This window comes from Mycobacterium sp. 20KCMC460 (genome assembly GCF_022179425.1).
GTDB lineage: Bacteria > Actinomycetota > Actinomycetes > Mycobacteriales > Mycobacteriaceae > Mycobacterium > Mycobacterium kiyosense.
The window spans coordinates 2,529,503-2,555,966 of the sequence record NZ_AP025524.1; the positions used below are offsets into that span (position 1 = coordinate 2,529,503).

General features: G+C 68.1%; 29 protein-coding genes and 2 pseudogenes. 15 read left to right on the plus strand and 16 right to left on the minus strand.

Annotated elements, in window-relative coordinates:
• Positions 1 to 308: 308 nt before the first annotated feature.
• Positions 309 to 1,181 (plus strand): hypothetical protein, encoded by an 873-nt coding sequence (locus tag MKCMC460_RS11955; RefSeq protein ID WP_238305765.1) that lies wholly within the window; start codon positions 309 to 311, stop codon positions 1,179 to 1,181.
• An 86-nt stretch (positions 1,182 to 1,267) separates the two neighbouring features.
• Positions 1,268 to 2,050, plus strand: coding sequence for a sulfite exporter TauE/SafE family protein (locus MKCMC460_RS11960; RefSeq protein ID WP_236976262.1), 783 nt, complete (start codon positions 1,268 to 1,270; stop codon positions 2,048 to 2,050).
• A gap of 4 nt (positions 2,051 to 2,054) precedes the next feature.
• Here the strand turns inward: MKCMC460_RS11960 and MKCMC460_RS11965 are convergent, their stop codons facing one another.
• A complete protein-coding gene (locus tag MKCMC460_RS11965; RefSeq protein WP_236976261.1) occupies positions 2,055 to 3,161 on the minus strand; it encodes a glutamate--cysteine ligase in 1,107 nt (368 codons plus the stop codon).
• 145 nt (positions 3,162 to 3,306) lie between these two features.
• Here MKCMC460_RS11965 and MKCMC460_RS11970 point away from each other — a divergent pair, with 145 nt between their 5' ends.
• On the plus strand, positions 3,307 to 3,969 hold the full coding sequence (locus tag MKCMC460_RS11970) for a TetR/AcrR family transcriptional regulator (protein ID WP_236976260.1): 663 nt from the start codon (positions 3,307 to 3,309) through the stop codon (positions 3,967 to 3,969).
• Between the two features lie 22 nt (positions 3,970 to 3,991).
• Here MKCMC460_RS11970 and MKCMC460_RS11975 read toward each other — a convergent pair whose 3' ends face one another.
• Positions 3,992 to 4,417, minus strand: a complete 426-nt coding sequence (locus MKCMC460_RS11975) for an anti-sigma factor antagonist (RefSeq protein ID WP_236976259.1) — start codon at positions 4,415 to 4,417, stop codon at positions 3,992 to 3,994.
• 159 nt (positions 4,418 to 4,576) lie between these two features.
• Between MKCMC460_RS11975 and MKCMC460_RS11980 the strand changes: the two genes are divergently transcribed.
• Positions 4,577 to 5,170 (plus strand): TetR/AcrR family transcriptional regulator, encoded by a 594-nt coding sequence (locus tag MKCMC460_RS11980; RefSeq protein WP_236976257.1) that lies wholly within the window; start codon positions 4,577 to 4,579, stop codon positions 5,168 to 5,170.
• Between the two features lies 1 nt (position 5,171).
• Here the strand turns inward: MKCMC460_RS11980 and MKCMC460_RS11985 are convergent, their stop codons facing one another.
• Positions 5,172 to 5,831 carry a DedA family protein gene (locus MKCMC460_RS11985; protein WP_236976256.1) on the minus strand — a complete coding sequence of 220 codons (660 nt, stop codon included), beginning with the start codon at positions 5,829 to 5,831 and terminating at the stop codon, positions 5,172 to 5,174.
• A gap of 108 nt (positions 5,832 to 5,939) precedes the next feature.
• Between MKCMC460_RS11985 and MKCMC460_RS11990 the strand changes: the two genes are divergently transcribed.
• A complete protein-coding gene (locus tag MKCMC460_RS11990) occupies positions 5,940 to 7,592 on the plus strand; it encodes an acyl-CoA synthetase (protein ID WP_236976255.1) in 1,653 nt (550 codons plus the stop codon).
• On the opposite strand, the gene MKCMC460_RS11995 is transcribed toward MKCMC460_RS11990, so the two are convergent.
• From MKCMC460_RS11995 to MKCMC460_RS12000, 3 genes and pseudogenes are all read right to left on the minus strand, one after another.
• Positions 7,576 to 8,367 (minus strand): polysaccharide deacetylase family protein, encoded by a 792-nt coding sequence (locus MKCMC460_RS11995; protein WP_236976254.1) that lies wholly within the window; start codon positions 8,365 to 8,367, stop codon positions 7,576 to 7,578. The genes MKCMC460_RS11990 and MKCMC460_RS11995 overlap by 17 nt on opposite strands.
• A 120-nt stretch (positions 8,368 to 8,487) precedes the next feature.
• Positions 8,488 to 9,039 carry a hypothetical protein gene (locus tag MKCMC460_RS31765; protein WP_370653167.1) on the minus strand — a complete coding sequence of 184 codons (552 nt, stop codon included), beginning with the start codon at positions 9,037 to 9,039 and terminating at the stop codon, positions 8,488 to 8,490.
• Positions 9,040 to 9,057: 18 nt separating this feature from the next.
• Positions 9,058 to 10,326, minus strand: a pseudogene (locus MKCMC460_RS12000) (PPE family protein); the annotation flags it as partial.
• 212 nt (positions 10,327 to 10,538) lie between these two features.
• Between MKCMC460_RS12000 and MKCMC460_RS12005 the strand changes: the two are divergent.
• Positions 10,539 to 11,303 carry an IclR family transcriptional regulator gene (locus MKCMC460_RS12005; RefSeq protein WP_236976248.1) on the plus strand — a complete coding sequence of 255 codons (765 nt, stop codon included), beginning with the start codon at positions 10,539 to 10,541 and terminating at the stop codon, positions 11,301 to 11,303.
• Here MKCMC460_RS12005 and MKCMC460_RS12010 read toward each other — a convergent pair.
• The 6 genes from MKCMC460_RS12010 to MKCMC460_RS12035 all read right to left on the minus strand — a co-directional run bounded on the left by MKCMC460_RS12010 (position 11,291) and on the right by MKCMC460_RS12035 (position 16,612).
• Positions 11,291 to 12,013, minus strand: a complete 723-nt coding sequence (locus MKCMC460_RS12010) for a class II aldolase/adducin family protein (protein WP_255730666.1) — start codon at positions 12,011 to 12,013, stop codon at positions 11,291 to 11,293. The two genes, MKCMC460_RS12005 and MKCMC460_RS12010, sit on opposite strands and share 13 nt — an antisense overlap.
• Complete coding sequence (gene hcaB / locus MKCMC460_RS12015) at positions 12,006 to 12,791, minus strand: 3-(cis-5,6-dihydroxycyclohexa-1,3-dien-1-yl)propanoate dehydrogenase (protein WP_236976245.1); 786 nt, start codon at positions 12,789 to 12,791, stop codon at positions 12,006 to 12,008. The genes MKCMC460_RS12010 and hcaB overlap by 8 nt, the downstream gene beginning before the upstream one ends.
• A complete protein-coding gene (locus MKCMC460_RS12020) occupies positions 12,788 to 13,021 on the minus strand; it encodes a dihydrodiol dehydrogenase (RefSeq protein WP_236976243.1) in 234 nt (77 codons plus the stop codon). Before MKCMC460_RS12020 ends, hcaB begins: the two co-directional genes overlap by 4 nt.
• Positions 13,018 to 13,536, minus strand: coding sequence for a 3-phenylpropionate/cinnamic acid dioxygenase subunit beta (locus tag MKCMC460_RS12025; RefSeq protein ID WP_236976241.1), 519 nt, complete (start codon positions 13,534 to 13,536; stop codon positions 13,018 to 13,020). The genes MKCMC460_RS12020 and MKCMC460_RS12025 overlap by 4 nt, the downstream gene beginning before the upstream one ends.
• A complete protein-coding gene (locus tag MKCMC460_RS12030) occupies positions 13,533 to 14,816 on the minus strand; it encodes an aromatic ring-hydroxylating dioxygenase subunit alpha (protein WP_236984230.1) in 1,284 nt (427 codons plus the stop codon). The genes MKCMC460_RS12025 and MKCMC460_RS12030 overlap by 4 nt, the downstream gene beginning before the upstream one ends.
• Before the next feature lie 113 nt (positions 14,817 to 14,929).
• Positions 14,930 to 16,612, minus strand: a complete 1,683-nt coding sequence (locus tag MKCMC460_RS12035; RefSeq protein WP_238305767.1) for a PE family protein — start codon at positions 16,610 to 16,612, stop codon at positions 14,930 to 14,932.
• 385 nt (positions 16,613 to 16,997) lie between these two features.
• Between MKCMC460_RS12035 and pcaH the strand changes: the two genes are divergently transcribed.
• From pcaH to MKCMC460_RS12055, 4 genes are all read left to right on the plus strand, one after another.
• Positions 16,998 to 17,768: a protocatechuate 3,4-dioxygenase subunit beta gene (gene pcaH, locus MKCMC460_RS12040; protein WP_236976239.1), complete on the plus strand. Its 771-nt coding sequence runs from the start codon at positions 16,998 to 17,000 to the stop codon at positions 17,766 to 17,768.
• Positions 17,755 to 18,324, plus strand: coding sequence for a protocatechuate 3,4-dioxygenase subunit alpha (pcaG, locus tag MKCMC460_RS12045; protein ID WP_236984228.1), 570 nt, complete (start codon positions 17,755 to 17,757; stop codon positions 18,322 to 18,324). Before pcaH ends, pcaG begins: the two co-directional genes overlap by 14 nt.
• Positions 18,321 to 19,532 carry a lyase family protein gene (locus MKCMC460_RS12050; RefSeq protein ID WP_236976233.1) on the plus strand — a complete coding sequence of 404 codons (1,212 nt, stop codon included), beginning with the start codon at positions 18,321 to 18,323 and terminating at the stop codon, positions 19,530 to 19,532. Before pcaG ends, MKCMC460_RS12050 begins: the two co-directional genes overlap by 4 nt.
• A gap of 129 nt (positions 19,533 to 19,661) precedes the next feature.
• Positions 19,662 to 20,144: a hemerythrin domain-containing protein gene (locus MKCMC460_RS12055; RefSeq protein WP_236976231.1), complete on the plus strand. Its 483-nt coding sequence runs from the start codon at positions 19,662 to 19,664 to the stop codon at positions 20,142 to 20,144.
• Here MKCMC460_RS12055 and MKCMC460_RS12060 read toward each other — a convergent pair.
• Positions 20,131 to 20,823 (minus strand): phosphoribosyltransferase, encoded by a 693-nt coding sequence (locus MKCMC460_RS12060; protein WP_238305769.1) that lies wholly within the window; start codon positions 20,821 to 20,823, stop codon positions 20,131 to 20,133. The two genes, MKCMC460_RS12055 and MKCMC460_RS12060, sit on opposite strands and share 14 nt — an antisense overlap.
• Before the next feature lie 85 nt (positions 20,824 to 20,908).
• Positions 20,909 to 22,024 carry a hypothetical protein gene (locus tag MKCMC460_RS12065; RefSeq protein WP_236976225.1) on the minus strand — a complete coding sequence of 372 codons (1,116 nt, stop codon included), beginning with the start codon at positions 22,022 to 22,024 and terminating at the stop codon, positions 20,909 to 20,911.
• Positions 22,025 to 22,229: 205 nt separating this feature from the next.
• On the opposite strand from MKCMC460_RS12065, the gene MKCMC460_RS12070 reads away from it, so the two are divergent.
• Both MKCMC460_RS12070 and MKCMC460_RS12075 read left to right on the plus strand, forming a co-directional pair.
• Complete coding sequence (locus tag MKCMC460_RS12070; RefSeq protein WP_236984226.1) at positions 22,230 to 22,778, plus strand: SRPBCC family protein; 549 nt, start codon at positions 22,230 to 22,232, stop codon at positions 22,776 to 22,778.
• A gap of 2 nt (positions 22,779 to 22,780) precedes the next feature.
• Entirely contained in the window at positions 22,781 to 23,938 is a 1,158-nt protein-coding gene (locus MKCMC460_RS12075) for a site-2 protease family protein (protein ID WP_236976222.1), read from the plus strand.
• Here the strand turns inward: MKCMC460_RS12075 and MKCMC460_RS12080 are convergent.
• Together MKCMC460_RS12080 and MKCMC460_RS12085 are read right to left on the minus strand one after the other, a co-directional pair.
• Positions 23,900 to 24,700, minus strand: a complete 801-nt coding sequence (locus MKCMC460_RS12080; RefSeq protein ID WP_236976220.1) for a class I SAM-dependent methyltransferase — start codon at positions 24,698 to 24,700, stop codon at positions 23,900 to 23,902. The genes MKCMC460_RS12075 and MKCMC460_RS12080 overlap by 39 nt on opposite strands.
• The gene (locus tag MKCMC460_RS12085; protein ID WP_236976218.1) at positions 24,700 to 24,912 is read right to left on the minus strand and encodes a hypothetical protein; all 213 of its coding nucleotides are present in this window, start codon (positions 24,910 to 24,912) and stop codon (positions 24,700 to 24,702) included. Before MKCMC460_RS12085 ends, MKCMC460_RS12080 begins: the two co-directional genes overlap by 1 nt.
• A 103-nt stretch (positions 24,913 to 25,015) precedes the next feature.
• Between MKCMC460_RS12085 and fdxA the strand changes: the two are divergent.
• The 3 genes and pseudogenes from fdxA to MKCMC460_RS12100 all read left to right on the plus strand — a co-directional run.
• Positions 25,016 to 25,359, plus strand: a pseudogene (gene fdxA, locus MKCMC460_RS12090) (ferredoxin); the annotation flags it as partial.
• Positions 25,360 to 25,371: 12 nt separating this feature from the next.
• A complete protein-coding gene (locus MKCMC460_RS12095) occupies positions 25,372 to 26,031 on the plus strand; it encodes a metalloregulator ArsR/SmtB family transcription factor (protein ID WP_236984225.1) in 660 nt (219 codons plus the stop codon).
• The gene (locus MKCMC460_RS12100) at positions 26,028 to 26,453 is read left to right on the plus strand and encodes a hypothetical protein (protein WP_236976216.1); all 426 of its coding nucleotides are present in this window, start codon (positions 26,028 to 26,030) and stop codon (positions 26,451 to 26,453) included. The genes MKCMC460_RS12095 and MKCMC460_RS12100 overlap by 4 nt, the downstream gene beginning before the upstream one ends.
• The last annotated feature ends 11 nt before the right edge of the window (positions 26,454 to 26,464 follow it).

A 26,464-nucleotide genomic window follows, 5' to 3' on the forward strand; every position in this document is an offset into this window, starting at 1 on the left:
GCACACTCTGGTCGCGCATATTGAGTTCATATCAATCGCCTATCCAAGACCATTGTTGCGATTCCTGGTTTTCGCCGCGAAACATCGAATCATCAAGGTGCACAAGGGTATTAGCGCGGTTGTGATTTGTCGGTGATTGGCGTTGCCGGCAATCCGAACCTTTACTCGGCACTTGTCCAATACCCTCTGGTTGGATTCGCCCATGCTGATATCGCTGAATCCTTATTGATTTCGTAGGGTTCTTGAGGAAACGTCTACAAACACGCACGTAACGCGTTTTTCAAGGTCCCTACTAGCACGGAGTTCTGATGACGCTAACCCGCAGGCACCCGCTGGGCGTCCTCGTCGCGGTTGTGGCCGGCCTCGCCGCTGTCACTTCTCTCGGCGTGTTCGCACCACGGGCTCAGGCCTTCTACGTCAAGTACCACGAGACCATTACGCGCAATGCTCTGCCCGGCGACCAGGTCAGTCAGCTGGCGGTCAACCAGATCCTCATCGGCCCGCCGCCCGGCGGTGGCGCGATGGGCAGTGACGCCTACGCCACCGACGAGTTCCGCCACCTGGACAACTCGATCAACCCGGTCGACATCTGCAACCGGGCGAAGCAGGCCTGGGACACCTTCTCGCCCATAGTCCTGAGCGGATCGGTGCTCAACGGCAACACCGAGGCCGACGGGCCCGGCGCCCGGGCCGCGTTCGGCGCCCTGCTGCACACCCAACAGGACTTCTACGCGCACTCCAACTGGGTCGACGAGAATGTCGCGATCGGCCAACTGGACCGGATCGCCCCGCAGATCTTCCCGACCTGCAACCCGGCCGACTTCCCCGCCGACCTGCACACCGGCTACTACAGCATCGACTTCGCGCAGCAGTTCCCCTTGGAGGGCTGCCCGGCCGGCGGGCCGCCGCCCGGCTTCCAGGAGTGCCACAGCACTTTGAACAAGGACGGCCCACACACCCCGCGCGGCGCCCAGCTGGTCCCGGGCACCAACATGACGATGTATGACCTCGCGGCCAAGCTGGCCACCCAGGCCAGCACCACCCTCTACACCCAGGTGCGCGACTGGGTCGCCGACACCAACGGCCAGAACGCCGCGGTGCAGCTGTTCCAGCAGGGCGGCCCGCTGCCGTCTTTGAAGAACCTGCCCAACCTGCCGCAGATCCCCTACACCGGCAGCTGAACGACCAAGTCAGCGGCTGCTCGGGCCGACAACGCCTGAGCGGCCGCTGATTTCGGCTCTACGGCCCGCTCGTCTAGGGTTTCCCGGTGTCGGTTTCCCACATGGTGCTGATCGGGCTGGCCGGTCTGGGTGCCGGTGCGATCAACGCGCTCGTTGGCTCAGGCACCTTGATCACCTTCCCGACGCTGGTCGCGCTCGGCTATCCGCCGGTCACGGCCACCATGTCCAACGCCGTCGGTCTGGTCGCCGGGGGAGTGTCGGGCACCTGGGGATACCGCGCCGAACTGCGCGGCCAGGGGGACCGGCTGCGCTGGCAGATCCCCGCATCGCTGACCGGCGCCATGCTGGGCGCCTACCTGCTGCTGCACCTGCCCGAGAATGTGTTCACCCGGATCGTGCCAGTGCTGCTGATCTCGGCGCTGATCCTGGTGGTGCTCGGCCCGCGGATCCAGTCCTGGTCGAGCCGACGGGCCCAGCAGGCCGGACGTTCGGCGCATCACGTCAGCCCCGCGCGGATGGCGACGCTGGTGGTGGGCACCTTCGCGGTCGGCGTCTACGGCGGCTATTTCACTGCAGCGCAAGGCATTCTGCTGGTCGGCGTGATGGGTGCGCTGCTCCCCGAATCCGTACAGCGTATGAACGCCGCCAAGAACCTGCTCACGCTGATGGTGAATATCGTTGCCGCGGTTGGCTACACGCTGGTCGCCTGGGATCGCATCAGCTGGCCGGTCGCCGGTTTGATCGCGGTGGGTTCGCTGATCGGCGGATTGTTCGGGGCCCGCTACGGACGTCGGCTCTCGCCAAACGCGTTGCGCGCCAGCATCGTGGTGGTCGGGCTGATCGGCCTGTACCGGCTGCTCACCCTGTGAAGATTCAGCTGACGGTGGTGGCGGTGGCCTGCTCGACGACGTCCATCACCTCTTGGCGACGGCGCCAGGCCCGCAGCTGCCGCATCGCCCCGTTGCCGTCCCTGCTCAGCCGGTCGAGCTCGTCGACAACCTGGCCGTAAGCGTCCAACGCATCCAGCGCCGGACGCACGCGTCGCACCAGCGCGGCCAACTGATCGCGGGTCGGCACGGCGCCCTGACCGGCCACCAAATCCAGTGTGTTGCCGTCCAATCCGTCGTGTGCGGCCTTCCAGTACGCGGCCCGCAACACCCCCGGCGGCGGTTGCACGACGGCGCGGTCACGCTCGTCGACGGCCGTCATCACCGCGGCCCGGATCAAGGTGGCCAGCAACACCGTCTCGGCGACCGTGGCCGGCACGTCGGCGACGCGGACCTCGACGGTCGGGAAGTCCGCTGACGGTCGTACGTCCCAATAGACCATGCCGGCATCCAGCAGCACCCCGGAGTCGACGAACATCCGCACCGTGCGGTCGTAGTCGTCGGGCGAGTCGAAGTACGGCGGTGCACCGGCCACCGGCCAGCGCCGCCACAGCACGCTGCGCCAGCTCGCGTAGCCGGTGTCGGCGTTACGGTAGATCGCCGAATTCGCCGACAAAGCAAGCAATGTCGGCAACCACGGTCGCAGCCAGTTGCCGGCGTGGACGGCCGCCGCCCGGTCGGGCACCTGCACGTGCACATGGCACCCGCAGATACCCTGCTCGTGCGCGACCATCCCGAATCGCTCGCCGATCCGCCGGTACCGCGGGGTGTCGGTGACCGGGAATTCGTGCGGGGTGACCGGCGGCAGACCCAGTGCGAGCAACCGGACCCCGGCAGCTTCGGCTGCCTCAGCCGCGGTGCGGCGCAACCTGGTGAGCTGCTCCCGCAGTTCCCCGGCGGAGTCGACGACGGGCGAGGTGGTCTCGACCTGGCAGCTACTCAGCTCGAGCTGCAATTCGACTCCGCGGCGTTCGGCCTCGACGGCCACCGCCCGGTTCCGCGGCGCCGGCTCGCCGGTGTCCGGGTCGACGAGCAGGAATTCCTCCTCCACACCCACAGTCGGGAGGTTGTCCGAGGGGCGTCCAGAGCTCATGCCCGCAAGCTACCCGGGCAACGGCGGCACAAACCTGCCGGGCAGCGCCGAGCCGAATTACTTTGACTATCTTTGCGATTTCCCTGTAGGAAGCCGTGCACTTCGGGACAATTGCCAGGATGCGCAAGGAAGGAGCGATCTGACGGTGTCGAGTCCCCGCCTGCACCACCACGACTACGTCCTGGATTCCGCCGAGGACTTGGTCGCCCAGGACGGTATCGAAGCCGTGACGATTCGCGCGCTCACCAAAGTCACCGGTGTGTCCAACGGCGGGATCTACCGGGCATTCGAGTCGCGTGGAGGATTGCTCGGCCGCGTGTGGATACGCGCGGAACGCCGCTTCCTGGACCTGCTGACGAGCCTGGTCGACGAGGCCAGGGACGCACCCGGCAGTGCGCCGATCGATGCGGTACATGCCGCTGCGGAGACTTCGCTGCTGTACCCGAAGATGTTTCCGGGATCCTCTGCTTGCCTGATGACCGTTCGGCGCGCCGACGTGGTGAGTCAGCCGATGCCGCCTGCGGTCGCCGAACAGTTGCGGGCGCTGGATAACGAACTCGCCGCCGTGATGGCGAAGCTGGCCGAAAACCTCTGGGGGCGAAGCGATGTCAGCGCCGTCGACTTGATCGCCACCTGCATCATCGACCTGCCCAAGTGGATCGGGCTGCGCGGGCACCAACACGGCATGCCGGTGGTGCGTAACTACCTGCGCGCGGCGGTGCGATCCGTGCTCGAGGTGGGGCCGCCGCCGGCGGAGGCTGGCCACGAACTGGTTGCGAACGGCGCGCGCTGCGGTGGGGCGGCTTGATCGCCTACTGCAGCCGGACTGGCTAGCGGCCAGTCAGGGCGGCGTCCACCGACGGGTAGATCGGTAGCAGCGAATCCAGCCCGCAGGCCTGCACAATTCGCGCGACGATCGGCGCGCGGCTCACCAGGCGCAGCTCGACACCGCGCTCGTGGCACTGTTCGGCGGCCTCGACCAGCACCGCGTACGCGCAACAGGCCATGAAGTCGACCTCGGTGACGTCGACGACGAACGGACCCGGCGCAGTGGCGGTGGTGGCCGCTTCGGTCACCAGGCGGTGCCAGGTGCGCTCGTTGCAGGCGTCGATCTCGCCGCCGGCGTGGATCACTACGGCCTGACCGCTGCGGTCGGTGGTCGCGCGCAGCGTGCTGCGCGGATCTCCGAGTTCGCACACCAGCCGTGTGCTCAAGGTCAGGTGAGTGGAAAAGGTTTCTGCAATAGCCAGGCTCATCGTGCACTCCTAATCGACTGGCGCCGGAATTAGCGCCGCGATGGATTGCCCGTCCTGCGGTCTGAAGACAGACAGAAGATCGCCCTGTGGATCTCAGTTGTATAACAAGACAGGGCGGTCTGTCTATACGTCGGAGCTGTGATTACGCTGAGACAAGTTATGCCATCCCTCGACGCCACGGGTCCTTCCGTGCCTGCCATCCCCGCCCGCGAACGCATACTGGGCGCCGCCTACGAGTTGTTCAGCCGACGCGGCATTCGCGCGGTGGGCACCGACGAAGTCATCGAGCGTGCCGGGGTCGCCAAAGCCACCCTCTACCGCCACTTCGCGACGAAGAACGCGCTGGTACTGGCGGTATTGGAGCGTCGCGAACAACTCTGGACCCACGGCCTGGTCGAGGAGCAGTCGGCGCTGCGGGGCAGCACGGCCGAAGATCAGTTGCTGGCCATCTTCGACGTCCTGCACGACTGGTTCCAGAACCGCGACGGCTACGAGGGGTGCTCCTTCATCAACGTGCTGCTGGAGTTGGGCCCCGATCACCCCGCCGGGCAGGCCAGCGTCGCCCACATCGACAACGTCCGGGCGATCGTACGGGAGCGCGCGGCGGCCGCCGGACTCCGGGATTTGGAGGATTTCGCCTGGTCGTGGCAGATCCTGATGAAGGGGGCCATCATCCTCGCCGCCGTCGGCGACGCACAGGCGGCCCGTCGTGCCCAGGCGATGGCCAGCGACCTGATCGAACGGCACCGGTGAATCAGGACGCCGCGGCAGCGTCCGTCTTGCGCTGGTGTTCTTCCTCGAGTTCGGCGATGGCGCGCGAGGTACGCTCGCGCATCAGGATCGCGGCGGTAACGCCGCAGATCAGGGCGATAACCAGCGCGACCCAGGAAAACCGCGACATGTACTTCTCGGCGGCCTCGCCGGCGAAGTAGACCAGCGCGGTGGTGCCGCCGGCCCAGCAGATGCCGCCGGAGACGTTGGCCGCCAGGAAGCGGGGATAGGGCATTTTCAGCGCGCCGGCCAGCGGGCCGGCGAAGATGCGCAACAGCGCGATGAACCGGCCGAAGAACACCGCGCGTACCCCCCACCGGTTGAAGGTGCGTTCGGCCAACATCACGTGCCCGGGTCCGAAGTGCTTGGGGAAGCGGCGCCCGAGCCGGTCGAACAGCGGCATCCCGAACCGGCGGCCTATCGAATAGCCGATCGAGTCGCCGATGACCGCGCCGATCACCGCGGCGGCGCCGACACCGATCGGGTTGACCGCCAGTTCGTGGTGCGACGACATCAGCGCGGCGGTGACCAGGACGATCTCCCCAGGTAACGGGATGCCCAGGCTCTCCAACCCGACCACACCACCGACCACCAGATAGACCGCGAGCGGTGGTATCGAATCCAGCAGGGCGTGGGCATCCATGGGTAAAGGATGCCTGACCGGCGGTAGTTCCGTCGGCGCAACGGGATCAAAGTTTGTGCTGCCGATACCCTCGCAGACGTCGCGACCTCACACGGCGCAGGAGATGCCATGGAATTCAACCTCGCCCAAGTGTTTTCGGCGGTGGCGGCCGCCAACCCGGACCGCGTGGCAATCGTGTTCGGCGACCGGCGTTTAACCTTCGCCCAGACCGACGAACGCGCCCGCCGTTTCGCCCGGGCGCTGCACGGCTGGGGATTGGGCGCACACCGGGAACGTCGCCAGTTGGCCCCGCACGAATCCGGCCAGAGCCACCTCGGCATCTACCTGGCCAACTGCAACGAGTTCCTGGAGGCGATGATCGGTGCCTACCAGGCCCGGGTGGCGCCGTTCAACGTGAACTACCGCTACGTCGCCGACGAACTGGTCTACCTGATCGGCAACGCGGGCGCCGACGCCCTGCTTTACCAGGCACGTTTTGCGCCGACGCTCGCCGACGCACTGACCGCGATGCACCGACGGCCGCGGCTGATCCACGTCGACGACGAATCCGGCCACGACCCGCTACCGGGCGCGGTGCGCTACGAGGAACTGCTGGCATCGGTCTCCGACGAGCCGCTGACCGACGTGGTGCCGTCTCCGGACGACCTGTACATGCTCTACACCGGCGGAACCACCGGCCTGCCCAAGGCGGTGCTGTGGCGTCAGCACGACATCTACATGAATGCCATGGGCGGACGCACCTTCGGTTCGGGCGAATCGGTGGCCAGTCTCGCCGAGATCGTGGAGCGGTCCCGGCCGGACGGACCCGGCTCGATGACGGCGGCACCGCTGATGCACGGCGCGGCGCAGTGGGCGGCATTCGTCAACCTGTGTGGCGGGCGGCCGTTCGTAATGGCCCCGACGACCACCCACCTCGATCCGGCCGAAGTCTGGACGATCGCGAGCCGCGAACGGGTGGTGTCGTTGTCGATCGTCGGCGACGCCTTCGGCCGGCCGCTGCTCGACGAACTCGAAGCCGGTTCCTACGACCTGTCCGGCCTGTGGGTGCTGGTCACCGGCGGGGCCGCGCTGAGCGCACCCCTCAAGCAGCGGTTCGTGGAGTTGCTACCGCAGTTGACCATCCTGGACGCGGGCGGGTCCTCGGAGTCCGGCGCACAGATGGGCCAGGTTTCCAGTCGCAACCAGAGCGGGTCGGGACGGTTCGCGCCGAATCCGGGCGCGGTGGTCGTCAGCGAGGATCTGACGCGGATCCTGACCCCCGGCGACGACGAGATCGGCTGGCTGGCCCAGCAGGGCCCGATCCCGCTGGGGTACCTCGGCGACCCGCAGAAGACGGCGCGCACCTTTCCCGTCATCGAGGGGATCCGGCACTCGGTGCCCGGTGATCGGGCGCGCTGGGCAGCCGACGGGGGAATCGAACTGCTGGGCCGGGATTCGGTCACCATCAACTCCGGCGGCGAGAAGATTTTCGCCGAGGAGGTCGAGGCCGCGATTCACGAGCACCCGGCCGTGTATGACGTCGTCGTCACCGGCCGCCCCAGCGAGCGGTGGGGCAGCGAGGTCGTCGCACTGGTGCAGCCGGCAGCCGACGCGCAGACCGACCGAAAAGCGTTGGCCGACAGCATCATCGCCGAGGCGTCCCGGCATATCGCCCGCTACAAGCTGCCCAAAGAGGTGATCTTCTGCACCGAGGTGCAGCGCTCACCGTCCGGTAAGGCCGACTACCGGTGGGCTAAACAGCAAGTCACGCAGAACCTTTGACGTTCTGACGCGGGTTCTGGGGTCGCAGGAAGACGTCGTTGAGCGTCACGGTGTGCAACCCGCGGGACCGGATGATGTCGACCAGTTGCCCGTAAACGTGGGTGACCGGAGGATGATTGAGGTGGCCGATCACGATGTTCTGGGCGACGAAGCTCCGATACGCCATCCTGACGATGTCGGCCTCGGGCAGCAGTGCCGAATCCCGCAGGTCGCCCGACCACAGCGTCGGAGCCCGGTAGCCCAGGTCGGCGGCAACCGCGTCGACCATCGCGTTGTGCCGGCCGTAGGGAGGCCGGTAGTACGGCGTGGCGTCCACGCCGTAGGTATTCCGCAGGAAGGCATCGGTGCTCTTGAGTTCTTCTGCGACCTGGCTTTTCGACAGCGTGGTCAGGTCAGGGTGTGTCCAGGTGTGGTTGCCCAGCTGGATCTGACCCGAATCGACGAGCGGTCGCAGCAGCGCGGCGTTCTCCGTCCACGACCGGTAGCTGGCGGTGACGAAATAGGTCAGGCGCACGCCGGTGTCTTTGGCGAACTGGGTGTAGAGCCGCACCACCTCGGAGTTGGAACCGTCATCGACGGTCCACGCCAGCAGATTGCCGTTGCCGGGCAACGTTTTCACTGCGCCGCCGCCGGGCAACTCGACACGCGATCCGGGGTCCGGGGACGGTGACAGCGGCCGCAGATCGGCACGGGCCTGCGGGTACCGGGAGAGTCCGCCGACCGCCACCGTTGCCGCCAACGCAATGAGGAGTCGCCGCCGGTCGAACTCGCCCACGTGACTTCTCCTGAATCTGCGGCAGATTGCTGATCAGGCTAAGGCCGGTACGGCGGCGCTCGGCGAAGGCTCGTGCAGTGTCGCCGGACTCTATATGAAGCTGTGATGTTCGGGCACAGGCTAATTGAAGAATCCGGACTGGTCGTCGCCGTTGTTCCAGCCGCCCGAGCTGCCGGTGCCCGAAACGTTCACGCCCGAGCTGTAGACGCCAGGGTTGGATATCCCGGCGACGTGGTCGCCGGAGTTGAAGAAACCCGCGCTGCCGAGCCCGGTGTTGTTGAAGCCCGCGAGGCCTCTGCCGTCGGTGTTGAAGAAACCCGATGTCTGGCCGTCCGAAGCCGTCGACACATTGTAGAAGCCGGACGTGGCGCTGCCCGTGTTGAAGAAACCGGACACATAGGTGCCGGAGGTACCGAAACCCGAACTGACCGCCCCTACCGGAGTGTCCGAGTGGCCGATTCCGGTAATGAAGTTGCCGGAGTTGAATATTCCGGTATTGACGCTGCCCGAATTGAACATCCCCGTGTCGAAGTAGCCCGAGTTGAAGAAGCCGGTGTTGTTGCCGAGGTAGGAGTAGTAGTCCCCGAAGTAACCACTGTTGAACGCGCCGGTGCTGCCGGATGTGGAGTTCCCGAACCCGACGTTGCCGAAGAACGCATTTCCGGCGCCCATATTTTGACTGCCGGCGTTACCGCTGCCGAAGTTGTAGTCACCGCCGTTGCTGAAGCCGGTGTTCACCGACCCCGCGTTCCAGAAGCCGGTGTTGGTGCTGCCGGCGTTTCCGAAACCGTGGTTGCCGTTTCCGGAGTTGAAGAAGCCAACGTTGTTGTCGCCCGAATTGAAGAAGCCAATGTTGTTGTTGCCCGTGTTGCCGAACCCGAAGTTTCCTACGCCCGTATTGAGCGCACCGATACCTACCTGGTTGTCGCCGGTGAGCCCGAAGCCGACGTTGTTGTTGCCGTGATTGCCGAAGCCGACGTTCCACAGCCCTTTGTTGCCGAACCCGACATTGTTATCGCCGGTGTTGCCGCTACCCAGGTTGAACGAGCCGGTATTGCCGCTGCCGAAATTGGTGTTGCCGAGATTTCCGAACCCTCGGTTGTTGTCGCCCCAGTTTCCGCTGCCGAGGTTGCCGTTGTTGGAGGAACCGGAGAACTGGTCCCAGTGCCCGTTGCCGCTGCCGAAGTTGAGGTTGCCGACATTCCCGTTGCCCAGGTTGGTGAAGCCGGCGTTGCCGCTGCCGAAGTTCAGGTTGCCCCAGTTGCCGCTGCCCAGGTTGGCATTACCGAGGTTTCCGCTGCCCAGGTTCGCGTTGCCGTCGTTGCCGCTGCCGAAGTTGGCATTGCCCCAGTTGCCGCTGCCGAAATTCTGGTTGCCGAGGTTTCCGATGCCCAGATTCCAGGCGCCGGTGTTGCCGATGCTGGTGTTCAAGGTGGCCAGGCCGGCCAGCGCGTCCTGCCAGGAGGTCAGGGCCGTCGCCGCCGCCGACGCCCCGCCGTGATAGCCGACCAGCGCCGCCACGTCGGCGGCCCAGAACTGCTCGTAGATGCTCTCCGCTGCGGCGATCGCCGGTGCGTTCTGGCCGAACAGGTTCGACACCACCAGCTGCACAAACGCATTGCGGTTGGCGGCCACCGCCAGCGGATGAATCGTCGCCTGCTGCGCCGCCTCGAAGGCGCTCGCCACGGCCTCGGCCTGGCCGGCCGCTCCCGCCGCGCGAGCCGCCGCGGCACTGAGAAAACTCGTGTACGGCGCCGCCGCGTTGGACATGGCGGCCGCTGCCTGCCCCTGCCACGCCTGCCCCAGTCCCGAGGTCACCGACGCAAAGGACTCGGCGGCGGTGCCCAGCTCGTCGGCCAGACCCGACCAGGCGGCGGCGGCAGCCAGCATCGGCGCTGAACCGGCGCCCACGAACATCCGCAGCGAGTTGACTTCCGGAGGCAGCGTGAAGAAACTCATGGCTCAGTCCTTTCGAGGTTGCCATCAGCCGCCTGTTCGGCCGGACGCAAAAGCGCGCCGCGTTGCCTACCAGTCATGATTCCCCGACCACCCGGCAACGCGACGCTGCGCAAACGGTAGCCGGGTTTTGCGGACAATATGCCGTTTTGACGAGAACTGTTGCAGTGGCCACCATGTCGGGCACCCCGCAGCTCGGGCGATAGGCTCGACGAATGCGGAATGAGCCGCCGCAGTACCCGATCGAGTCGGTGGACAACGCGCTGAAGCTGCTGTTGCTGCTGGGTGAGCAACCGCAGATCCGGCTCAGCGAGGCGACCCGGTACCTGGGGGTGGCCTCGTCCACCGCCCACCGACTGCTGGCGATGCTGGCATATCGCGGATTCGTCCGTCAGGACCCAGCCACCAAGGCGTACCTGCCCGGCCCGGCGCTGACCAGCGTGGCCTTCGCCATTTTCGGGCGGATCGACATTCAGCGGGCCGCGCTGCCGGTGATGCGGGAGCTAAGCGAGCGGTTGGGGGAGTCCATCCACGTCGGGATGCTCGATGGTGCCGAGGTGCGTTTCGTGGCGGCGATCGAGGGGCCCAGGGCGGTGCGGGTGGCCTCCCGGCTGGGCCGCACCATGGCGGCGCACTGTACCTCGACGGGCAAGGTGCTGTTGGCTCAGCTACCGGAAACTGAACTGCGCCAATTGCTTCCGGACGAGTCGTTGGCCACCATCACTTCTCGGTCGATCGGCAGCCGCAGCCGGCTGGAAGCCGAGCTGTCCCGCATCCGCGCGCAGGGTTACGCCACCAACCGCGAGGAGAGCGAGGAAGGCGTCGCCTCGGTTGCGGTGCCGATACCGACGCGGGCTCCGGGGCTGCTGCTGGCGCTGAATGCCGCGGCGCCGCAGAACCGGTTGCCGGCCAAGCAATATCCGGCAGTGGCGGCCGCACTTGTCAAGGCCGCCAAGCAGATCGGCGATCAGCTCGGTTGATCGCGCAACCGTGCGACCTCGTGCCGCCAGGCTGATTCGACGTTGAAACCGGAGCCCAGGTCCGGCAAGTCGTCCCAGTCCTCGTCGGCGATATCGTGCAGGGTTCCGCCGGCGGCGCGCACCCGCAGCGACATGCGGGCGAGTTCGTTGAGGCCGATCGCCTGCAGCACGGCCTCTTCGACGGTGCCGGCGGTGCTGGTGATGCCGTGTCCGCGGCAGATCACCACCGAGGCGTCGCCCATCGCCGTCACCATCTGCCGGCCCAGGCGCGCATTGCGGATCAGTACTGCGCGTTCGTACACGGGGACGCCGCCACGGGCCAGTCGGGCGCCCGGGATGTCGTACGCCCCGTAGATGGGGCGCAGGGTGATGCCGGCCAGGTCCGCGGCCACCACCTCCGGCGGGTGCAGGTGCGCGACGGCCCGATGCCGCGGGTCGGCCCGCATCGTCTCGGTGTGGATCGGCAGTTCGTTGGGCACCCGGTAGCCGTCGAGTTCGCCTGCGGCACCGGGGTTTCCGTCGAAGGTCACCAGCCGGATGTCGTCGGGCCGGGTGTAGGCCACTCCGGTGTCGGTGTCGCTGCGGCACCGGATCAGCAGCCGCTCGTCGTCCACCCGCAGGCTCAGATGCCCCAGCATGCCGTCGACCAGGCCGCGGGCCGCTGCGACCCGGCAGGCCTGGGCGAGCAACGAGCGCTGCTGTTCAAGCAAGCCGGAAACCCCCGTCGGGGTGCACGGTCTCGCCGGTGACGCCGCGGGACCGGTCGGAGGCCAGGAACACATAACTCCACGCGTGATCCTCGCCGGACAGTGCGACATGCAGCGGGGTGCGGGCGGCCAGATCGGTTGCGCGATCCGGAGAGTCGTCCAGGCGCACCTCGTCGAGGCCCAGACTGGCCAGCCCGCGCAGGTCGGTGTTCAAGGTTCCGCCGGGTGCGACGCCATTGACCCGCACTTGCGGCGCCAGTTCGTACGCCAGCGCCGTCACCAGCCCGCGCACCGCGAACTTGGACGACACGTACAGCACGCCGCCGCGACCCGGATAGTAGGCGGACGTGGACTCGGTCAGCACGATCGAGGGTCCCGTTCCTTCGCGCAACCGGGGCAGCGCCGCCTGGACCGACTGCAGGTGGCTGAGCACGTTGGTGCGGAACATCTCGTCGAACGCGGGGGACAGCGCCGCGGAGCCGATGTCGGAGAGCTTGCGGTAGAAGTCGAACACCCCGACGCAGTTCACCAGGGTGTCCAGGCCGCCGTAGCGGTCCACCGTCGCGGCAACAGCACGCTCGTTGGCCTCGCGGGTGACGGCGTCACCCTCGATCACCGCAACGTCGGGAAGCTCCTCGCGCAGCCGTGCGCACTTGTCCCGATCACGTTCCAGCACAGCAATTTCCGCGCCCTCGGCAAGGAACGCGTCGAGCACCGCCCGGCCGATTCCGGAGCCCGCCCCCACGACCAGGGCGCGCTTTGCCTCGAGCCAGCCGGTCATGGTTGCGGGTCGTCCGGCAACAACGGGGTCTGCGCGCTTCCCACCATGGCCGCCAGCGTACGGGGATTTTGCCAGGTCAATGCCTCGACTTCTAGGGCGTCCAGGGTGATCTGCCGCCCACTTCGCGGCGCGATGATCAGCAGCCGCGACCCATTGCGGGTGTCCACCCGCTGCACCGTCACCTCGGTGAATTCGTTTGCGACGGTGATGGGCTCGCCGACCGGGTTCACAGGAACACCGCCAGGTTCTGCATCCGCAGCACCGACTCGTCGGCAAAGATGTTGCGGCGGGCCAGCTTCCAGCCGTGATCGCACCGCCGCAGCACATCCTTGCGGCCGCAGGACAACAATGCGCTCTCGTTGACGTCGCCGCGGCTGCGGAACAGCAGTTCGGCGGATTCGACGAGCAACTCGGTGGGATCGTCGCATTCGAAGGTTCGCACGTTGGTGATGAAGTGCCGCAGCCGCGACGGCGGGTCCTCGGCCCAGGCGTGCTCGGTGCCCATCCGCGCCACCCGGTGACTCAGCGAGTACTTGTCTTCGTCGAAATGGTCCATCCCGGGCGAGGTGTCGAATCCGGCGCCGCGCGCGGTGGTGACCCGCACCGGCATCACGTAGCGGATGTCGTCGGTCATGGTGTCCAGCCACGCCTCGTACTGCTGGGCATCCAGCAGGTAGGCCTCGTCGACCAGGAACTGGTGCGCCTCCAGGTGGCGAATATCGTTGAACGGCAACGGCTTCTTCATGCCGACTCCAGTTGCTGCGCCCACAGTTTGAGCAGCTCGCGTTGGTTGTATTCGTTGTAGCCGACCTGCGCGCGTCCGGGCCCGTGGAAGGACTCCGGCGACAGTTCGGCGATGACGGGGCTGTCGTCTTCGAGCAGGCCCATCCGGCTGTTGAGCAGCAACCGACGGGCCATCGCGCCGCCCGCGGTGGTGGTCAGCGAGACCCAGTTCTCCACGTCGTCCTGCTCGAACATGCCGGTGGACCCGAAGCACATCAGATACGCCTTGTAGGAGTCCTTTTTGAACTGCTCGGGTGCCGCGGCGTCCACCGCGAACCACGAGTACACCTCGGTTTCGTTCTCGCTGATCGGTTGCCACTGCCGGATCGAGATGAACGGCAGCACCTGGTCGCTGCCGGGCAGTTTCGGCCAGTTGTGCACGAAGCTCAGATTGGGAAAGCAGGTGGCCGCCGAGAACATGAAGCCGTCGTCGGCGACCACCTGTTGCTGACGTGGCGACCAGACCTGTTTGATCCGGTCGATCATCTCGTCGGGGTAGCCGACGTAGCGCATGCGTTCCTCGAAGCCGCCCGGCGGCAGCTTGTAGGTGGTGCCGCCGCCGCGGTGCGCCCAGTAGGTGGCGCCGTCTTTGCGTTTCTGCGCCTTGGGTTCCCGGAACAGCCCGATCTCGACGATCGAGGCGTGGGTGTGCGGGGTGTGGTACATGTCGCCGGAGAAGTTCTCGGCGCCGATCTTCCAGTTCGCCTTGATCCGCCACCGTTGCGGCCCGCGCACTTCCAGGCCCCGGTCGCTCTGCTTGCTGTAAAAATCCAGATAGAACGCGAAGTCGCCGAGGAAGTCGGTCAGCGGCGGGGCCTGCGCATCGAGGCTGACGAACATCAGCCCGTTGTAGGTCGCGAAACTCGGTGCGGGCAATAGAGATTGGCCCTTAGCGAAGCCGGCGTCGCCGCCGTAGGCCTCGCGGTGGAACGGCAGACCGGTGAGCCGGCCGTCGTTGCGGTAGGTCCAACCGTGATACGGGCAGCGGAAATTGGAGGCGTTGCCCATTTCGGCACGGCACACCTGCATGCCGCGGTGCAGGCACATATTGAACAGGGCGCGGATCCGGCCGTGCGAGTCGCGGGTGATGATGAACGAATCGTCAAGTACCCGGCGCACCACGTAGTCGCCGTCGTGCGGGATCTCCGATTCGTGCCCGACGAACATCCAGGCACGGCTGAACAACCGTTCCTTCTCCAGCGCGAAGATCTCTTTGTCGTTGTAGATGTGCGCGGGGATCATGCCGCGGCGGACATGTTCGAACACGGCTGTCACCGCGACCCCCTTCTGTCTGCTCTACAGAGAATATCTCCGAACAGTAGAGAAGTGAGAACCGTGCCGCTTGGCCGGACAGGTCAGCCGTTGGCTCCGGTTGCGCCCTGGGCGCCGAAGCTGCCCACATCGCCGGGATCGCCGGACGCTCCGGGGGTCTTGGCCGCGCTAAGTGAACCCGTTGCGGCGCCACCCGCGGCTGCTGCGCCCGGGCTCCCCGCCGCGCCCCCGTGACCACCGATCCCGCCCGTCCCGCCGGAGCCACTGGCGCCCGCGTAGCCCAGCAGACCGCCGGCTCCCGCGCTTCCGGCCGCGCCGCCGTTGCCGCCGACCCCGCCGGTGCCGCCGTCGCCTCCGGTGCCACCGTCGCCGCCGACGCCGCCGTTGGCAATGAGAGGAGTGGCATTGCCGGTCACGGCGGCGCCGCCACCGGCACCGCCAACGCCGCCGGTACCGCCGCTGCCGCCGACCCCGCCTACACCACCGATGCCACCGTTTCCTGCGTCGCCGCCGATACCCACGAGGAACCCGCCGCGGCCACCGTTACCGCCGTCGCCGCCGAGACCGCCGGTCGCGCCAGCGCCGCCCGTCCCCCCGGTGCCGCCGGTGCCACCGTTGCCGCCGGTCGCGACCCCATTCGCGAACTGGTTGTTGAAGCTGACGCTCGCGGCGCCTCCCGCACCGCCGCCGCCGCCCGCCGCGCCCGTGCCACCGCTCCCACCGACGCCGCCGGCGCCGCCCTGGCCGCCCGCGCCGCCGTTGCCGAACAGCAGGCCGGCATTCCCGCCGGAACCGCCGTGACCGCCGACACCGCCCGCATTGAGCGCCGAGGCGTCGGCGCCGGAGCCGCCCATGCCCCCGTCGCCGCCGCGGCCGCCCGTCCCGGAGTAATTCTGGACGTTGTTGCCGGAGGAGGTGGCGCTGCCGCCGCTGCCCCCCGCGCCGCCGGTCTGCCCCAGCGTCCCGTCTGTGCCGGTGCCGCCGCCGGTGCCGGTGACACCCGTGGTGCCGGTGGCGTTGGTGCCCGCGGTGCCGGCGGCCGCCGTTCCGCCGCCGGGCGTGGTGACGCCCGTCCCGGCCAGCCCGGTACCGCCCTGGCCGCCCGCGCCGCCGTTGCCGAACAGCAGGCCGCCGCCCCCGCTTCCGCCGGTTCCCGCCAAGCCACCGTTGAAGCCCGCCATCGCCGCGCCGCCGTTTCCGCCGGTGCCGCCGTTGCCGTAGAGCCAGCCGGCGGTACCCCCGGCGCCACCGGCTGCGCCGTAGCCGCCGTTGCCCCCGCGGCCGCCGTTGCCGATCAGCCCGGCGTTGCCGCCGCGACCGCCGGCCAGCCCGGAAGCGCCGGTCTGGGTGTAGCCGGTGCCGCCGTTGCCCCACAACAGGCCGCCGTTGCCGCCGTTGGGATTGGCGGCGGTGCCGTTGGTGCCGTCACCGACGAGCAGGACGCCGAACAGTTCGAAGTGGGGGTTGGCGATCAGGCCGGCCAGGTTGGTGGCCTCGGCGCTGGCGTAGGACGACGCGCTCGTCGACAGGGTCTGCAGGAACTGGTTGTGGAAGGCCGCGGCCTGGCTGCTGACCGCCTGGAAGGACTGCGCGTGGGCATTGAACAGCGCCGCGATGGCCTCCGATATCTCGTCGGCACCGGCCGCGGCGACCGACGTCGTCGCACCCCCTACAGCCGACCTGGCTGCGTCGATCGACGAGGCGATGTTGCCCAAATCCCCGACTGCCGCGTTCACCAACTCCGGAGCGGCGACTACATATGACATCGCGATTCCAATCCCTGTGTTTGCCGGCGAGGCGGAATTTAGCATCGGCCGCTCCCGCGGCAGCGGCCATTCGGCGCAGTCGCTACCGAATGCGGATAATTCCGGTCGCAATCCGTACAAACAGCCCCCGGATGCGCGGAAGCAGTCAACGCAGTCACCACACTGTTGTTGTGTGACAAGGGCTTCAGCGCCTCGGCGGGGTCGGCGTGCAGGCCGCCGACGGCCGCTGCGGTGCGGGGCGGGCGACGGGTCGCAGCGGATTGCGGGGAGCTGCCGAGTCGGTTTCGCCGGCGTGGGCCTGAGATCTTTGCCACGCCGATTGAGCGCGGCGCGCGCAGGACGGCCTGCCGCGAAGCGAGATCCGGCCCGAGTAGCGTCACGCTTCGTGAACGCCGCACCGCAGCGCGTCGCTTCGCAAGCCGACATCAGCGCGGAGATCGCTGCCGCCGAACTACTGGCCGCCCAGCAGGAGCGCGGGCGCGTGCCGCAAACTCAGCCGCGGCTGGATTACCCGCCCTACCGCAGCAGCGTGCTGCGACACCCGGACCACCCCCTGCTCGTCGTCGATCCCGACGAAATCGAACGCTGTGCACCGTGCTTCGGCCACCAGGACATCGACCCCCTCGACGCCGACCTGACCGCCGGGCACCCGGGTGAACCGATCGGGGAGCGCCTCATCGTCACCGGACGGGTACTCGACTCAGCCGGCCGTCCGGTGGTGGGTCAGCTGGTCGAGATCTGGCAGGCCAACGCCGCGGGCCGATACCGTCACCAGCGCGACCAGCACCCGGCCCCGCTGGACCCGAACTTCACCGGCGCCGGCCGGTGCCTGACCGGACCCGACGGCTCCTACCGATTCAAGACCGTCAAACCCGGCCCCTACCCGTGGCGCAACCATCACAACGCCTGGCGACCCGCCCACATCCACTTCTCGGTTTTCGGCACCGCCTTCACCCAACGACTGGTGACCCAGATGTACTTTCCCGGCGACCCGCTGGCCGGCCTGGACCCGATCCTCTCGTCGGTCGTCGATCCCGTTGCGCGGCAACGGCTTATCGCGCGCTACGACCACGACGTGACCGAGCCCGAATATGCCACGGGCTACCGGTGGGACATCGTGCTGGGTCGCGGGGACGCCCATGATGCCCAGGAATGAGTGCACGCCGGGCCAGACGGTAGGTCCGTTCTTCGGCATCGGACTGCCGTTCCCGCGCGACAGCGAACTGGTGTGCGCGGAGTTTCCCGGCGCGGTCGAGCTGCGCGGGACGGTCTTCGACGGCGCAGGCGTCGCGGTGCCCGATGCGCTCGTGGAGCTTTGGCAGCCGGACAGTGCCGGCCGCATCCCGCGGGCTTCGGGGTCGCTGCGCCGCGACGGTTGGACATTCACCGGTTGGGGCCGCGCGGCAACCGACGGCGAAGGCCGGTACGCGTTCAGCACGGTAGTTCCCGGCCCGACGGCCGCCGGACGGTCGCCGTATTTCGCCGTTACCGTGTTCGCTCGGGGGCTGCTGCATCGGCTGTTCACCCGCGCCTACCTGCCCGGCGCGACTCCGGACACCGACCCGGTGTTGTCCGCCGTGCCCCCGCAGCGCCGCACCGGCTTGCTGTGCATCGACGAAAGCTGTTCGGGGCGAACGATATTCCGTTTCGACATTCATCTACAGGGGCCGGACGAAACGGTGTTCCTGGCCTACTGCGACGAGTCGCGATGACCAATCTGCTGTGGCCCGGCGACGAGCGTGCCGGCGAGCTCATGACCGATCCGGCGCTGCTTCGGGCGATGGTGGCGGTCGAGTCCGCCTGGCTCGGCGCCCTGGTCCAAGCCGGGCTGGCTCCGGTCGGCAGGACCGACCTGGGCGAGCTACTGGCGGAGGACGACACCGAGCCGTTGGCACGCGGCGCCGAAGCCGGCGGAAACCCGGTGCTCGACCTGGTTGCCCTGCTGCGGCGACGCGCCAACCCCGCGCTGGCCCCGTACCTACACCGCGGCCTCACCAGTCAGGACGTGCTGGACACCGCGATCATGCTGGCGCTCAGTGCCGTCGCACAACAAGTCAAAGCGCAACTCGCCGAACAGATCTCAGCGCTCTCGGCACTGGCCGGCGCGCACCGGGCCACGCCGATGGTGGCGCGCACCCTGACCCAGCAGGCGGCGCCCACCACGTTCGGCGTCAAGGTCGCGGGCTGGCTGGACGGGATCGTCGACGCCTACACCAGGCTGCGGACGCTCGCCACCCCGGCCCAGTTCGGCGGCGCCGTCGGAACCTACGCCGCCACCGTCGAACTGGTGACACTGCGCACCGGGACCGCAGATCCCGCGGTGAGCGCCGAACACGTAGCGCGCAGCGCAGCAACCGCTTTGGGCTTGGACTTCCGTGCACCGTGGCACACCAACCGCGCGCCCATCACCGCGTTCGGCGATGCGCTGGTCGCGTGCACCGACAGCTGGGGACGCGTCGCCTCCGACGTGGTCACGCTGGCCCGCCCGGAGATCGGGGAGCTGAGCGAACCCGCGGGGCGCGGCGGATCGTCGTCGATGCCGCACAAACACAACCCGGTGCTCGCCATCCTGATTCGGCGTGCCGCGATCGCGGCGCCGCCGCTGGCCGCCACCCTGCACACCGCCGCCGCGCTGGCCAACGACGAACGCCCCGACGGCGCCTGGCATGCGGAATGGGACACACTGCGCACCCTGGCACGCCGCACGGTGGTCGCCGGTTCGCAATGCAGTGAACTGGTGGCCGGCCTGGTTGTGCACACCGATGCGATGGCCGAGAACCTGGCCGGGGCCGACGTTCTCGGCGAGCAACGGGCCATCGCCGAGTTGACCGGCGAGCCGCCGTCGTCCAGTTATCTCGGCGCGGCCGGCAGACTGACCGAAGCGAGCCTGCAGCGGGCCCGGCGGACGCTGGACGGGTGAACCACGCACAGGAGTCTTTTCGGATATTCACAGCTAGCAAACCTTCCCAGCCACGCTCGGAACCGGAACCCTGACACGGGGGTCGAACTGCGGAGGGGCTTGCCTTCACAGGCAGGTAAGGAGCGGCCGATGAATGCCTACGACGTGCTCAGAGAGCACCACGCCATGCTCAAAGCACTGGGCCGCAAGGTCAGCGCTGCGCCGTTGACCAGCCCCGAGCGGCACGAACTGTTCGACGAGATACTGCTCGAACTCGACATCCACTTCCGCATCGAGGACGAGCTCTACTACCCGGCGCTGTCCGCGGCGGGCGAATGGATCGCGATAGCCCACAAGCACCGCCAGGTGGTCGACCAGCTGGGCCGGCTGATGCGCACCCCGCAGTCCGCCCCGGGTCATCTGGAAGCGTGGGCAGCCTTCGTCACGGTCCTGGAAGCCCACGCCGACGGTGAGGAACGCGACATGATTCCGGCCCCGCCGCCGGTGCGGATCAGCGACGCCGACCTCGAGGCACTGGGCGACAAGATGGCCGCGCACATGACGGCGTTACGCGGCTCGGCTCTCTACGAACTTCGCACCAGGGGAAAGATCGAACTGCTCAGGGCGATGTAGCCGCGCGCTCACAGCCCGGTTCGTCTGCGTCAGAAGCGAATCCGTTGCCGGCGCGATCCAGCAGCGCGGCCACGTCGTCGTCGGTGACAGGGGCGAAGTCGCGGTAACCCTGGGCGACCGCGAAGTGCGGAACCGGCGGCTGAGCCCAGACCACCTCGTCGGCGTACTCGGCCAGCTGGTCGGCGACCTCGGCGGCCACGATCGGAACCGCCAGGACCACCGTGCGAGCCCCTTGGGCCCGTGCCACCTGGCAGGCCGCCTGCGCGGTTGCTCCGGTCGCGACGCCGTCGTCGACGATCAGCGCGACGCGTCCCTTCAGCGAAATCCGCCCGTGGCTCCCACGGAACCGCTGCCCCTGCCGGATCAGGTCCTCCCATTCCCGGTTTTCCACGTCGTCCATCTCGCGATACGTCAGACCGGCCCGCTGGATGACGGCGTCGTTGTTGATCCGCACCCCCCGTTCCCCGACCGCGCCGAAGGCAAGGTCGGGGTGGCCGGGGACCGCGAGCCGTCGCGCCAGGAGCACGTCGAACGGCAACCGCAACTCGCGTGCCACTTCGAAGGCCACCGCGACCCCGCCCCGCGGTAGCCCCAGCACCACCGCGTCTTCGTCGCGCAAGTGGCTCAGTAGGGGCGCGAGCCGACGCCCGGCCTCGGCGCGATCGGCGTATCGCTGCATGACTTCAGTGTGGGTTCTGCGCGGAGTCGCGGCTAGGGGCGGAAGCCACTTCTTGCGGTGACGAACATCCCGTATCCGGTAGCCGTCACCGGCGGGCCAGCGTGTCGACCGCGGGATAGCGCAGCAGCGCGGCGACGCCGTCCGCGGGTTGCATCCGCTCGTCCGTGCGCACTACGTCGGCCCCCACTGCGATTGCGGCGAACGGGAGTGCCTCGTCCGCCCGTACCACGCCCTCGACGGCTTCGCCCAGCTCCGACAAGGTGTCGGCATCCGGTGCGAGCGTGGTGCGCTCCCGACCGCGGACCACCGTGGCGTCACCCAGCGCCCCGACGATCAGGGTCTGCACGTCTTGGTCCCGCAGTGCCGCGCACACCGCAGCCAGCCCGTCGGTGGCCAAGCCGGCGGGCCCGATGCCGGCTTGGAATCGCTCGGCGACAGCGCTTAGCTCGGCATCTCTCAACCGGGCGAACTCGCCGGCGGTCAACTCACGGATCTCCTGGGTGTCGAAGTGATCCCGTCGCGCGCCGGCATGCAACTGCGACACACGCCTGGCGACGCGTTGCGGAAGCGCCGAAACGACGTCGCTGCGCGAGCGCACCTCCCCGGAGACGAACACCACCTCGGGGTCGGCTTCGTCAAACAGGTGGGTGAGGTGGTCGGCGACGGCGCGGCAGTTCATCCGCACCGCCTCCTCGGTGGTGTGCTGCAGGTCCCCGTAGCCTTTCCAGCCCGCGCTGGAGGGCCGGTGGACCGGATATCCGCCACCGTCGATGCTCGCCGACGTGACCGTCTCGCCCTTGCAGAGCGCGACGTCGGCGCCGTTGCGGTCGACCGCGGCGAACACGTAGGTCGGGCGGCGCATCTCCAGTTCGATCAGCGGCAGCAGATACGGGTATTCCGAAAACCGCACCTCGATCGACGGGGGCGGACTGAGCAGTTGCTCGTTGACCAACACCCGGTCGGCCGTTGCCACGATCGCCCGCCCGCGCCGGCCGACCGGCGGCCGCGCGTTGCGCACCGCATCACCGACTTTGCCGATGAGTTCGGCTGCGGCGCCCAGTCTTTCCAGTTCCGCGCGAATGTCGTGCCACTTCACCTCGAGTTGCTCGGCGGAATCCGACGCGTCCCGTGAATCGTCGAAATATATTGAGGCGTAAGGACCGTCCGCCTTAACCAACCAGCGCAATCGCTCTACTCGCATTGCTGTTCCTCCTGCTCCCGTGGTCTCAAACTCATCAGATATCGGGCGCGCGGGCGCGGGTAGGGACCAAAGTCCCACCCGCGTCGGCATTGGTCAGCGGCCGGCCGGCACCCTGGCGAGATCGGTTGCAGCCAAGGACCATCGACCCTGTCGCGGTGCACCCGGGCCCGCCCATACTGAGGTCGTGGCGATAAAGAGAGGACCGATGCGGGTCGGGGCGGCATTGGCGTTGCTGTATGCGGCGCGCCGGTACTACCTCAACTGGGGCACTACCAAGGCCGAGGCGCAGGCCAGGATGCCCGGCGACGAGCTGGTGGCAGATCCTGCCGTACAGACGACCGAGGCGATCAGTATCGACGTACCGGCAGCGCAAGTATGGCCCTGGCTCATTCCGGAGCAGGTGAATCCCGACTGGCCGCACCTGGAGGTCGGGGACGTCATCCAGGTGACGCCCGAGGGCTGGCTGGGGATCGACGGCGGGGTGAAACTGACCGTCGCGAAGATTGTGCCGGAGGAATGCCTGGTACTCACGGCCGGCCGGACCGACCGCACCGGGGTGTGGTCGATGCACCTGCAGCCGCACTGGGAGGACAGCGTCCGGTTGCTGGTGCGGGTGCGGCTCGCGCTGCGTCACCCCGGCGAGGTGGCCGCGCTGGAGTTGGCCCGCCCGGCGATCGCGCTGGGCACCCGCCGGCTGCTGCGCGGCATCAAAGAACGGGCCGAACGGGCCGCGATGACGCACGAGGACGGCTGACCGTGCACGATGAGATTCCGCTGGGACGGGTAGCCGGGTTCCAGGTGAAGGTCCACTGGAGCGTGTTGGTTGTCTTGTGGCTGTTCACCTGGAGTCTCGCCACGACACTGCCGGGCACCGTCAAAGGTTATGCGCACCTGGTCTATTGGATCGCCGGCGGATGTGGCGCGGTGGTGTTGCTGGCCTCGCTGCTGGGTCACGAGCTGGCGCACGCTGTCGTCGCGCGCCGGTGCGGGGTGGCTGTCGGGGGCGTGACGCTCTGGTTGTTCGGGGGAGTGACCACGCTGAGCGGCGAAGCGAAAACCCCCAAGGACGACTTCCGGATCGCCTTCGCGGGCCCGGCCACCAGCCTGCTGCTGTCGGCCACCTTCGGAATGCTGGCCGTCGGCGCGGCCGGCATAAGGGTTGCCTCCGTGGTGGTCGCGGTGCTGTGGTGGCTCGCCGTGGTCAACCTGTTGCTGGGCCTGTTCAACCTGCTGCCCGGCGCGCCGCTGGACGGCGGCCGCCTGGTTCGGGCCCTGTTGTGGCGCCGCCACGGTGATCTGGCGCGGGCGGGGATCGGGGCGGCGCGGGCCGGACGGATGCTCGCCTTCGTCTTGATCACCTTGGGACTGGCCGAGTTTTTGGTAGGGGGCATGATCGGGGGCGTCTGGCTCGCGTTCATCGGCTGGTTCATCTTCTCGGCCGCGCGCGACGAGGAGAACCGGATCTCGACCCGGCAACTCTTCGCCGGGGTGCGCGTCGGCGACGCGATGACGGCGCAGCCACACACCGCGCCCGCCTGGATATCCGTCGAGGACTTCATCGAGCACTATGTGCTGGGCGATCGCCACTCGGCTTATCCGGTGATCAATCGGGACGGAGCGATCGTCGGGCTGGTCACCTTGGCGCAGCTGCGCGAGGTCGCGCCCGACCGGCGTGCCGGCACCATGGTCGGCGACATCGCGCTCGCCCTGGCCGAGGTGCCCACCGCGGCGCCCGGGGAACCGTTGACCGACTTGCTGGCGCGGATGGCGCCGGTCGGCCGGCGCAGCCGGGCACTGGTGCTCGACAACGGCGCCGTGGTGGGGATCCTCACGCCCAGCGACATCGTGCGATTGCACGACGTCTACCGGCTGGCTTCAGCGCGGCTTGTGAGCGACGATCGCGACCGCGGTTAGGCGTTCGCGGTGCTTGCGAAACGTGTTGCGCATCATCAGGACTCGCTTACGCGCCTCGGGCTGGGTCAGTACGTTTTTGGCGAAGCGCAGGGCACCGAGCAGGCCCTCGTCGGAAACGATGCGCCGCGGCTGCAGTAGTGCCATCGGCGCGGTGGCGACGTTGTCGACCACCAGCCCGTGCCCGGCCAGCAGTTGCGACCACTCGGCGATGGTCAGCGGCCGCGCGTTGACCTTGATGGCGCGGGCCAGTGACTGGCGCACCTCGGTGCTGATCTCCTCGGGCACGTCGTCAGGTGTCAACGCGAGTTCGTGGATCGCGTAGCGTCCGCCGGGCCGCAGCACCCGCGCGGCCTCGGCCACGATGGCGTGCTTGGCCGAATCGCCTTGCATGGTCAGCATTGCCTCGCCGACGACCACGTCGGCACTGGCGTCGGGCAATCCGGTTTCGGCGGCGTCGGTGACCCGGACTTCCCCTTTCCCCCCGAGGACGCCGCGAACGTGGCTGGCGGCATCGGGGTCGCCTTCGGCGCCGACGTAGGACTTCGGGTTGCGGGCGACGATCTCGGCTGCGGTGCGGCCCAGGCCGGGCGCTAGTTCGAGCACGTCGGCGCCGGCGATATCGGCGCGGGCCAGCAGCGTGCGGGTGAGCTCGACCCCGCCGGGCCGCAGTACCCGCTTGCCGAGCCGGGCCAGCAGCCAGTGCCCTTGCACGTGTTCGTCGTCGCGTTGCGAAGAGGGAAGCCGGTTTTCCTTCTCGGTCATCAGGCTGCCCGCCGGGCCGGTGGCCGAAGCACGAGCGCCTGGCGGCGGTGCACGGTGAGGCGACGCAGTCCCTTGGGGCCGGCGTTGCATTGTCGACGGGAACGACGTGGCAGCCAGAGCAATGCGCCAGGGTGCATGTCGATGATGCCCTCCTCGGTTGAAGGCCGCCCGTTGCCGGACAGCACCTGGATCAATACGTCGAGATCCCGCATGCGTGTCGATTCTGCCTTCCGGTGGCGACGCGATGACATCGGCATCCAGGCCGTTGGCGCGGACCCTGCGTATTTACAACACATATTGTGTAAACTCTAGCGGATGGCCTACATGATCGGGAAACCCTGCATCGACGTGCTGGACCGAGGCTGCGTCGAAGAGTGTCCGGTCGATTGCATCTACGAAGAGGGCCGGGCGCCCTACATCCATCCCGAATGATGATGGACTGCGACGCCTGCGAACCGGTGTGTCCGGTGGAGGCGATCCACCACGAAGACCACCTGCCTGATGACCTGCACCCTCATCTGGCGGACAATGAAGCGTTCTGCAACGAAACCCTGCCCGGTCGCGACGCGCCGCTGGGTTCGCCGCGTGGCGCCGCCAAGGTCGGTCCGCTCGGTGTGGACGCGCCGTTGGTCGCCAGCCGACCCAAGGCTGACAAGTCGCGAAGGGGCGCAGTGCCAGTGAGTGAGAAAGCCGGACCGGGCGAGGACGCCGGCCGCCGCCGTGCGGTATTGCGGGTACTGCGCGCGTCGCCAAACCCGTTGAGCATCCTGAACATCGCCGAGGAGTTGGGTGTGCATCCCAACACCGTGCGCTTTCACCTCGAAAGCCTGGTGCGCGACGGCCAGGTGCAGCAGGTCCAGCCTGCGCGACGCGGCCCGGGCCGCCCGCCGCTGATGTTCGCCGCGGTGCGGCAGATGGACCGCGGCGGGACGCGGCACTACCGGCTGCTCGCTGAGATCCTCACCAACGGGATTGCCGCAGAAGAGGATTCGAGTGGGCGGGCGCTGGCCGCAGGACGTGAGTGGGGCAAGCGGCTCGAAGCGCCCCCCGTCACCAGCGTGGCGGACTCGATCGATCATCTGGTCGATCTGCTGGACGGGCTGGGCTTCGCGCCCGAGCGCAGGGAAGCCGAAGGCAAGACGCAGGTGGGCTTGCGGCACTGCCCGTTCCTGGAGCTCGCCGAAACCCGGTCCACCGTGGTGTGTCCGGTTCACCTGGGGCTCATGCGCGGGGCACTCGAGACCTGGGCGGCGCCGGTGACCGTCGAGCGGCTCGAGGCGTTCGTCGAACCGGATCTGTGCCTGGCCCATCTGCAGGGGGTGCCGGCGTGAGCGCCGCGCAAGCCGTCGAAACCGCGGTCACCTTCGTGTGGCTGGGCATGGTGCTGGCCATCTCTTTCGTGGAAGCCCCGCTGAAGTTCCGGGCGCCCAACGTGACGCTGCAGATCGGGTTGGGCATCGGACGCCTGGTCTTTCGTGCCCTCAACACCATCGAGGTCGGCTTCGCCCTGGTGCTGTTGGCCTATCTGGTCGCCGGGCCGACGCCGGGGCGAATCCTGGTGGCATACGCGACGGCCGGTGTCGCGCTGGCCATTCAGCTGGTCGCGGTGCGGCCCCGGTTGACGCGCCGCTCGGATCAGGTGCTGGCCGGCGCGGCGGGACCCCGGTCGCGCGCTCACTACGTCTACGTCGCATTCGAGTTGGTCAAAGTGGTTGCATTGCTGGTGGCGGGCATACTGCTGCTGAGCCTTTGAAAGGACGCACC

What these genes read in the sequence shown, in the direction of transcription:
- MKCMC460_RS12035 (WP_238305767.1), bottom strand. Translation starts at nt 16,612, where the DNA reads ATGTCATATGTAGTCGCCGCTCCGGAGTTGGTGAACGCGGCAGTCGGG.
- MKCMC460_RS12030 (WP_236984230.1), bottom strand. Translation starts at nt 14,816, where the DNA reads ATGATCCCCGCGCACATCTACAACGACAAAGAGATCTTCGCGCTGGAG.
- MKCMC460_RS31765 (WP_370653167.1), bottom strand. Translation starts at nt 9,039, where the DNA reads ATGGGCGCCGGAAATGCGTTCTTCGGCAACGTCGGGTTCGGGAACTCC.
- MKCMC460_RS12080 (WP_236976220.1), bottom strand. Translation starts at nt 24,700, where the DNA reads ATGACCGAGAAGGAAAACCGGCTTCCCTCTTCGCAACGCGACGACGAA.
- MKCMC460_RS11980 (WP_236976257.1), top strand. Translation starts at nt 4,577, where the DNA reads ATGCCATCCCTCGACGCCACGGGTCCTTCCGTGCCTGCCATCCCCGCC.
- MKCMC460_RS11975 (WP_236976259.1), bottom strand. Translation starts at nt 4,417, where the DNA reads ATGAGCCTGGCTATTGCAGAAACCTTTTCCACTCACCTGACCTTGAGC.
- MKCMC460_RS12065 (WP_236976225.1), bottom strand. Translation starts at nt 22,024, where the DNA reads ATGCGAGTAGAGCGATTGCGCTGGTTGGTTAAGGCGGACGGTCCTTAC.
- MKCMC460_RS12005 (WP_236976248.1), top strand. Translation starts at nt 10,539, where the DNA reads ATGCGGAATGAGCCGCCGCAGTACCCGATCGAGTCGGTGGACAACGCG.
- hcaB (WP_236976245.1), bottom strand. Translation starts at nt 12,791, where the DNA reads ATGACCGGCTGGCTCGAGGCAAAGCGCGCCCTGGTCGTGGGGGCGGGC.
- MKCMC460_RS12070 (WP_236984226.1), top strand. Translation starts at nt 22,230, where the DNA reads ATGCGGGTCGGGGCGGCATTGGCGTTGCTGTATGCGGCGCGCCGGTAC.
- MKCMC460_RS12055 (WP_236976231.1), top strand. Translation starts at nt 19,662, where the DNA reads ATGAATGCCTACGACGTGCTCAGAGAGCACCACGCCATGCTCAAAGCA.
- MKCMC460_RS12060 (WP_238305769.1), bottom strand. Translation starts at nt 20,823, where the DNA reads ATGCAGCGATACGCCGATCGCGCCGAGGCCGGGCGTCGGCTCGCGCCC.
- MKCMC460_RS11955 (WP_238305765.1), top strand. Translation starts at nt 309, where the DNA reads ATGACGCTAACCCGCAGGCACCCGCTGGGCGTCCTCGTCGCGGTTGTG.
- MKCMC460_RS12050 (WP_236976233.1), top strand. Translation starts at nt 18,321, where the DNA reads ATGACCAATCTGCTGTGGCCCGGCGACGAGCGTGCCGGCGAGCTCATG.
- MKCMC460_RS11990 (WP_236976255.1), top strand. Translation starts at nt 5,940, where the DNA reads ATGGAATTCAACCTCGCCCAAGTGTTTTCGGCGGTGGCGGCCGCCAAC.
- pcaG (WP_236984228.1), top strand. Translation starts at nt 17,755, where the DNA reads ATGCCCAGGAATGAGTGCACGCCGGGCCAGACGGTAGGTCCGTTCTTC.
- MKCMC460_RS12025 (WP_236976241.1), bottom strand. Translation starts at nt 13,536, where the DNA reads ATGAAGAAGCCGTTGCCGTTCAACGATATTCGCCACCTGGAGGCGCAC.
- MKCMC460_RS11985 (WP_236976256.1), bottom strand. Translation starts at nt 5,831, where the DNA reads ATGGATGCCCACGCCCTGCTGGATTCGATACCACCGCTCGCGGTCTAT.
- MKCMC460_RS11965 (WP_236976261.1), bottom strand. Translation starts at nt 3,161, where the DNA reads ATGAGCTCTGGACGCCCCTCGGACAACCTCCCGACTGTGGGTGTGGAG.
- MKCMC460_RS12085 (WP_236976218.1), bottom strand. Translation starts at nt 24,912, where the DNA reads ATGCGGGATCTCGACGTATTGATCCAGGTGCTGTCCGGCAACGGGCGG.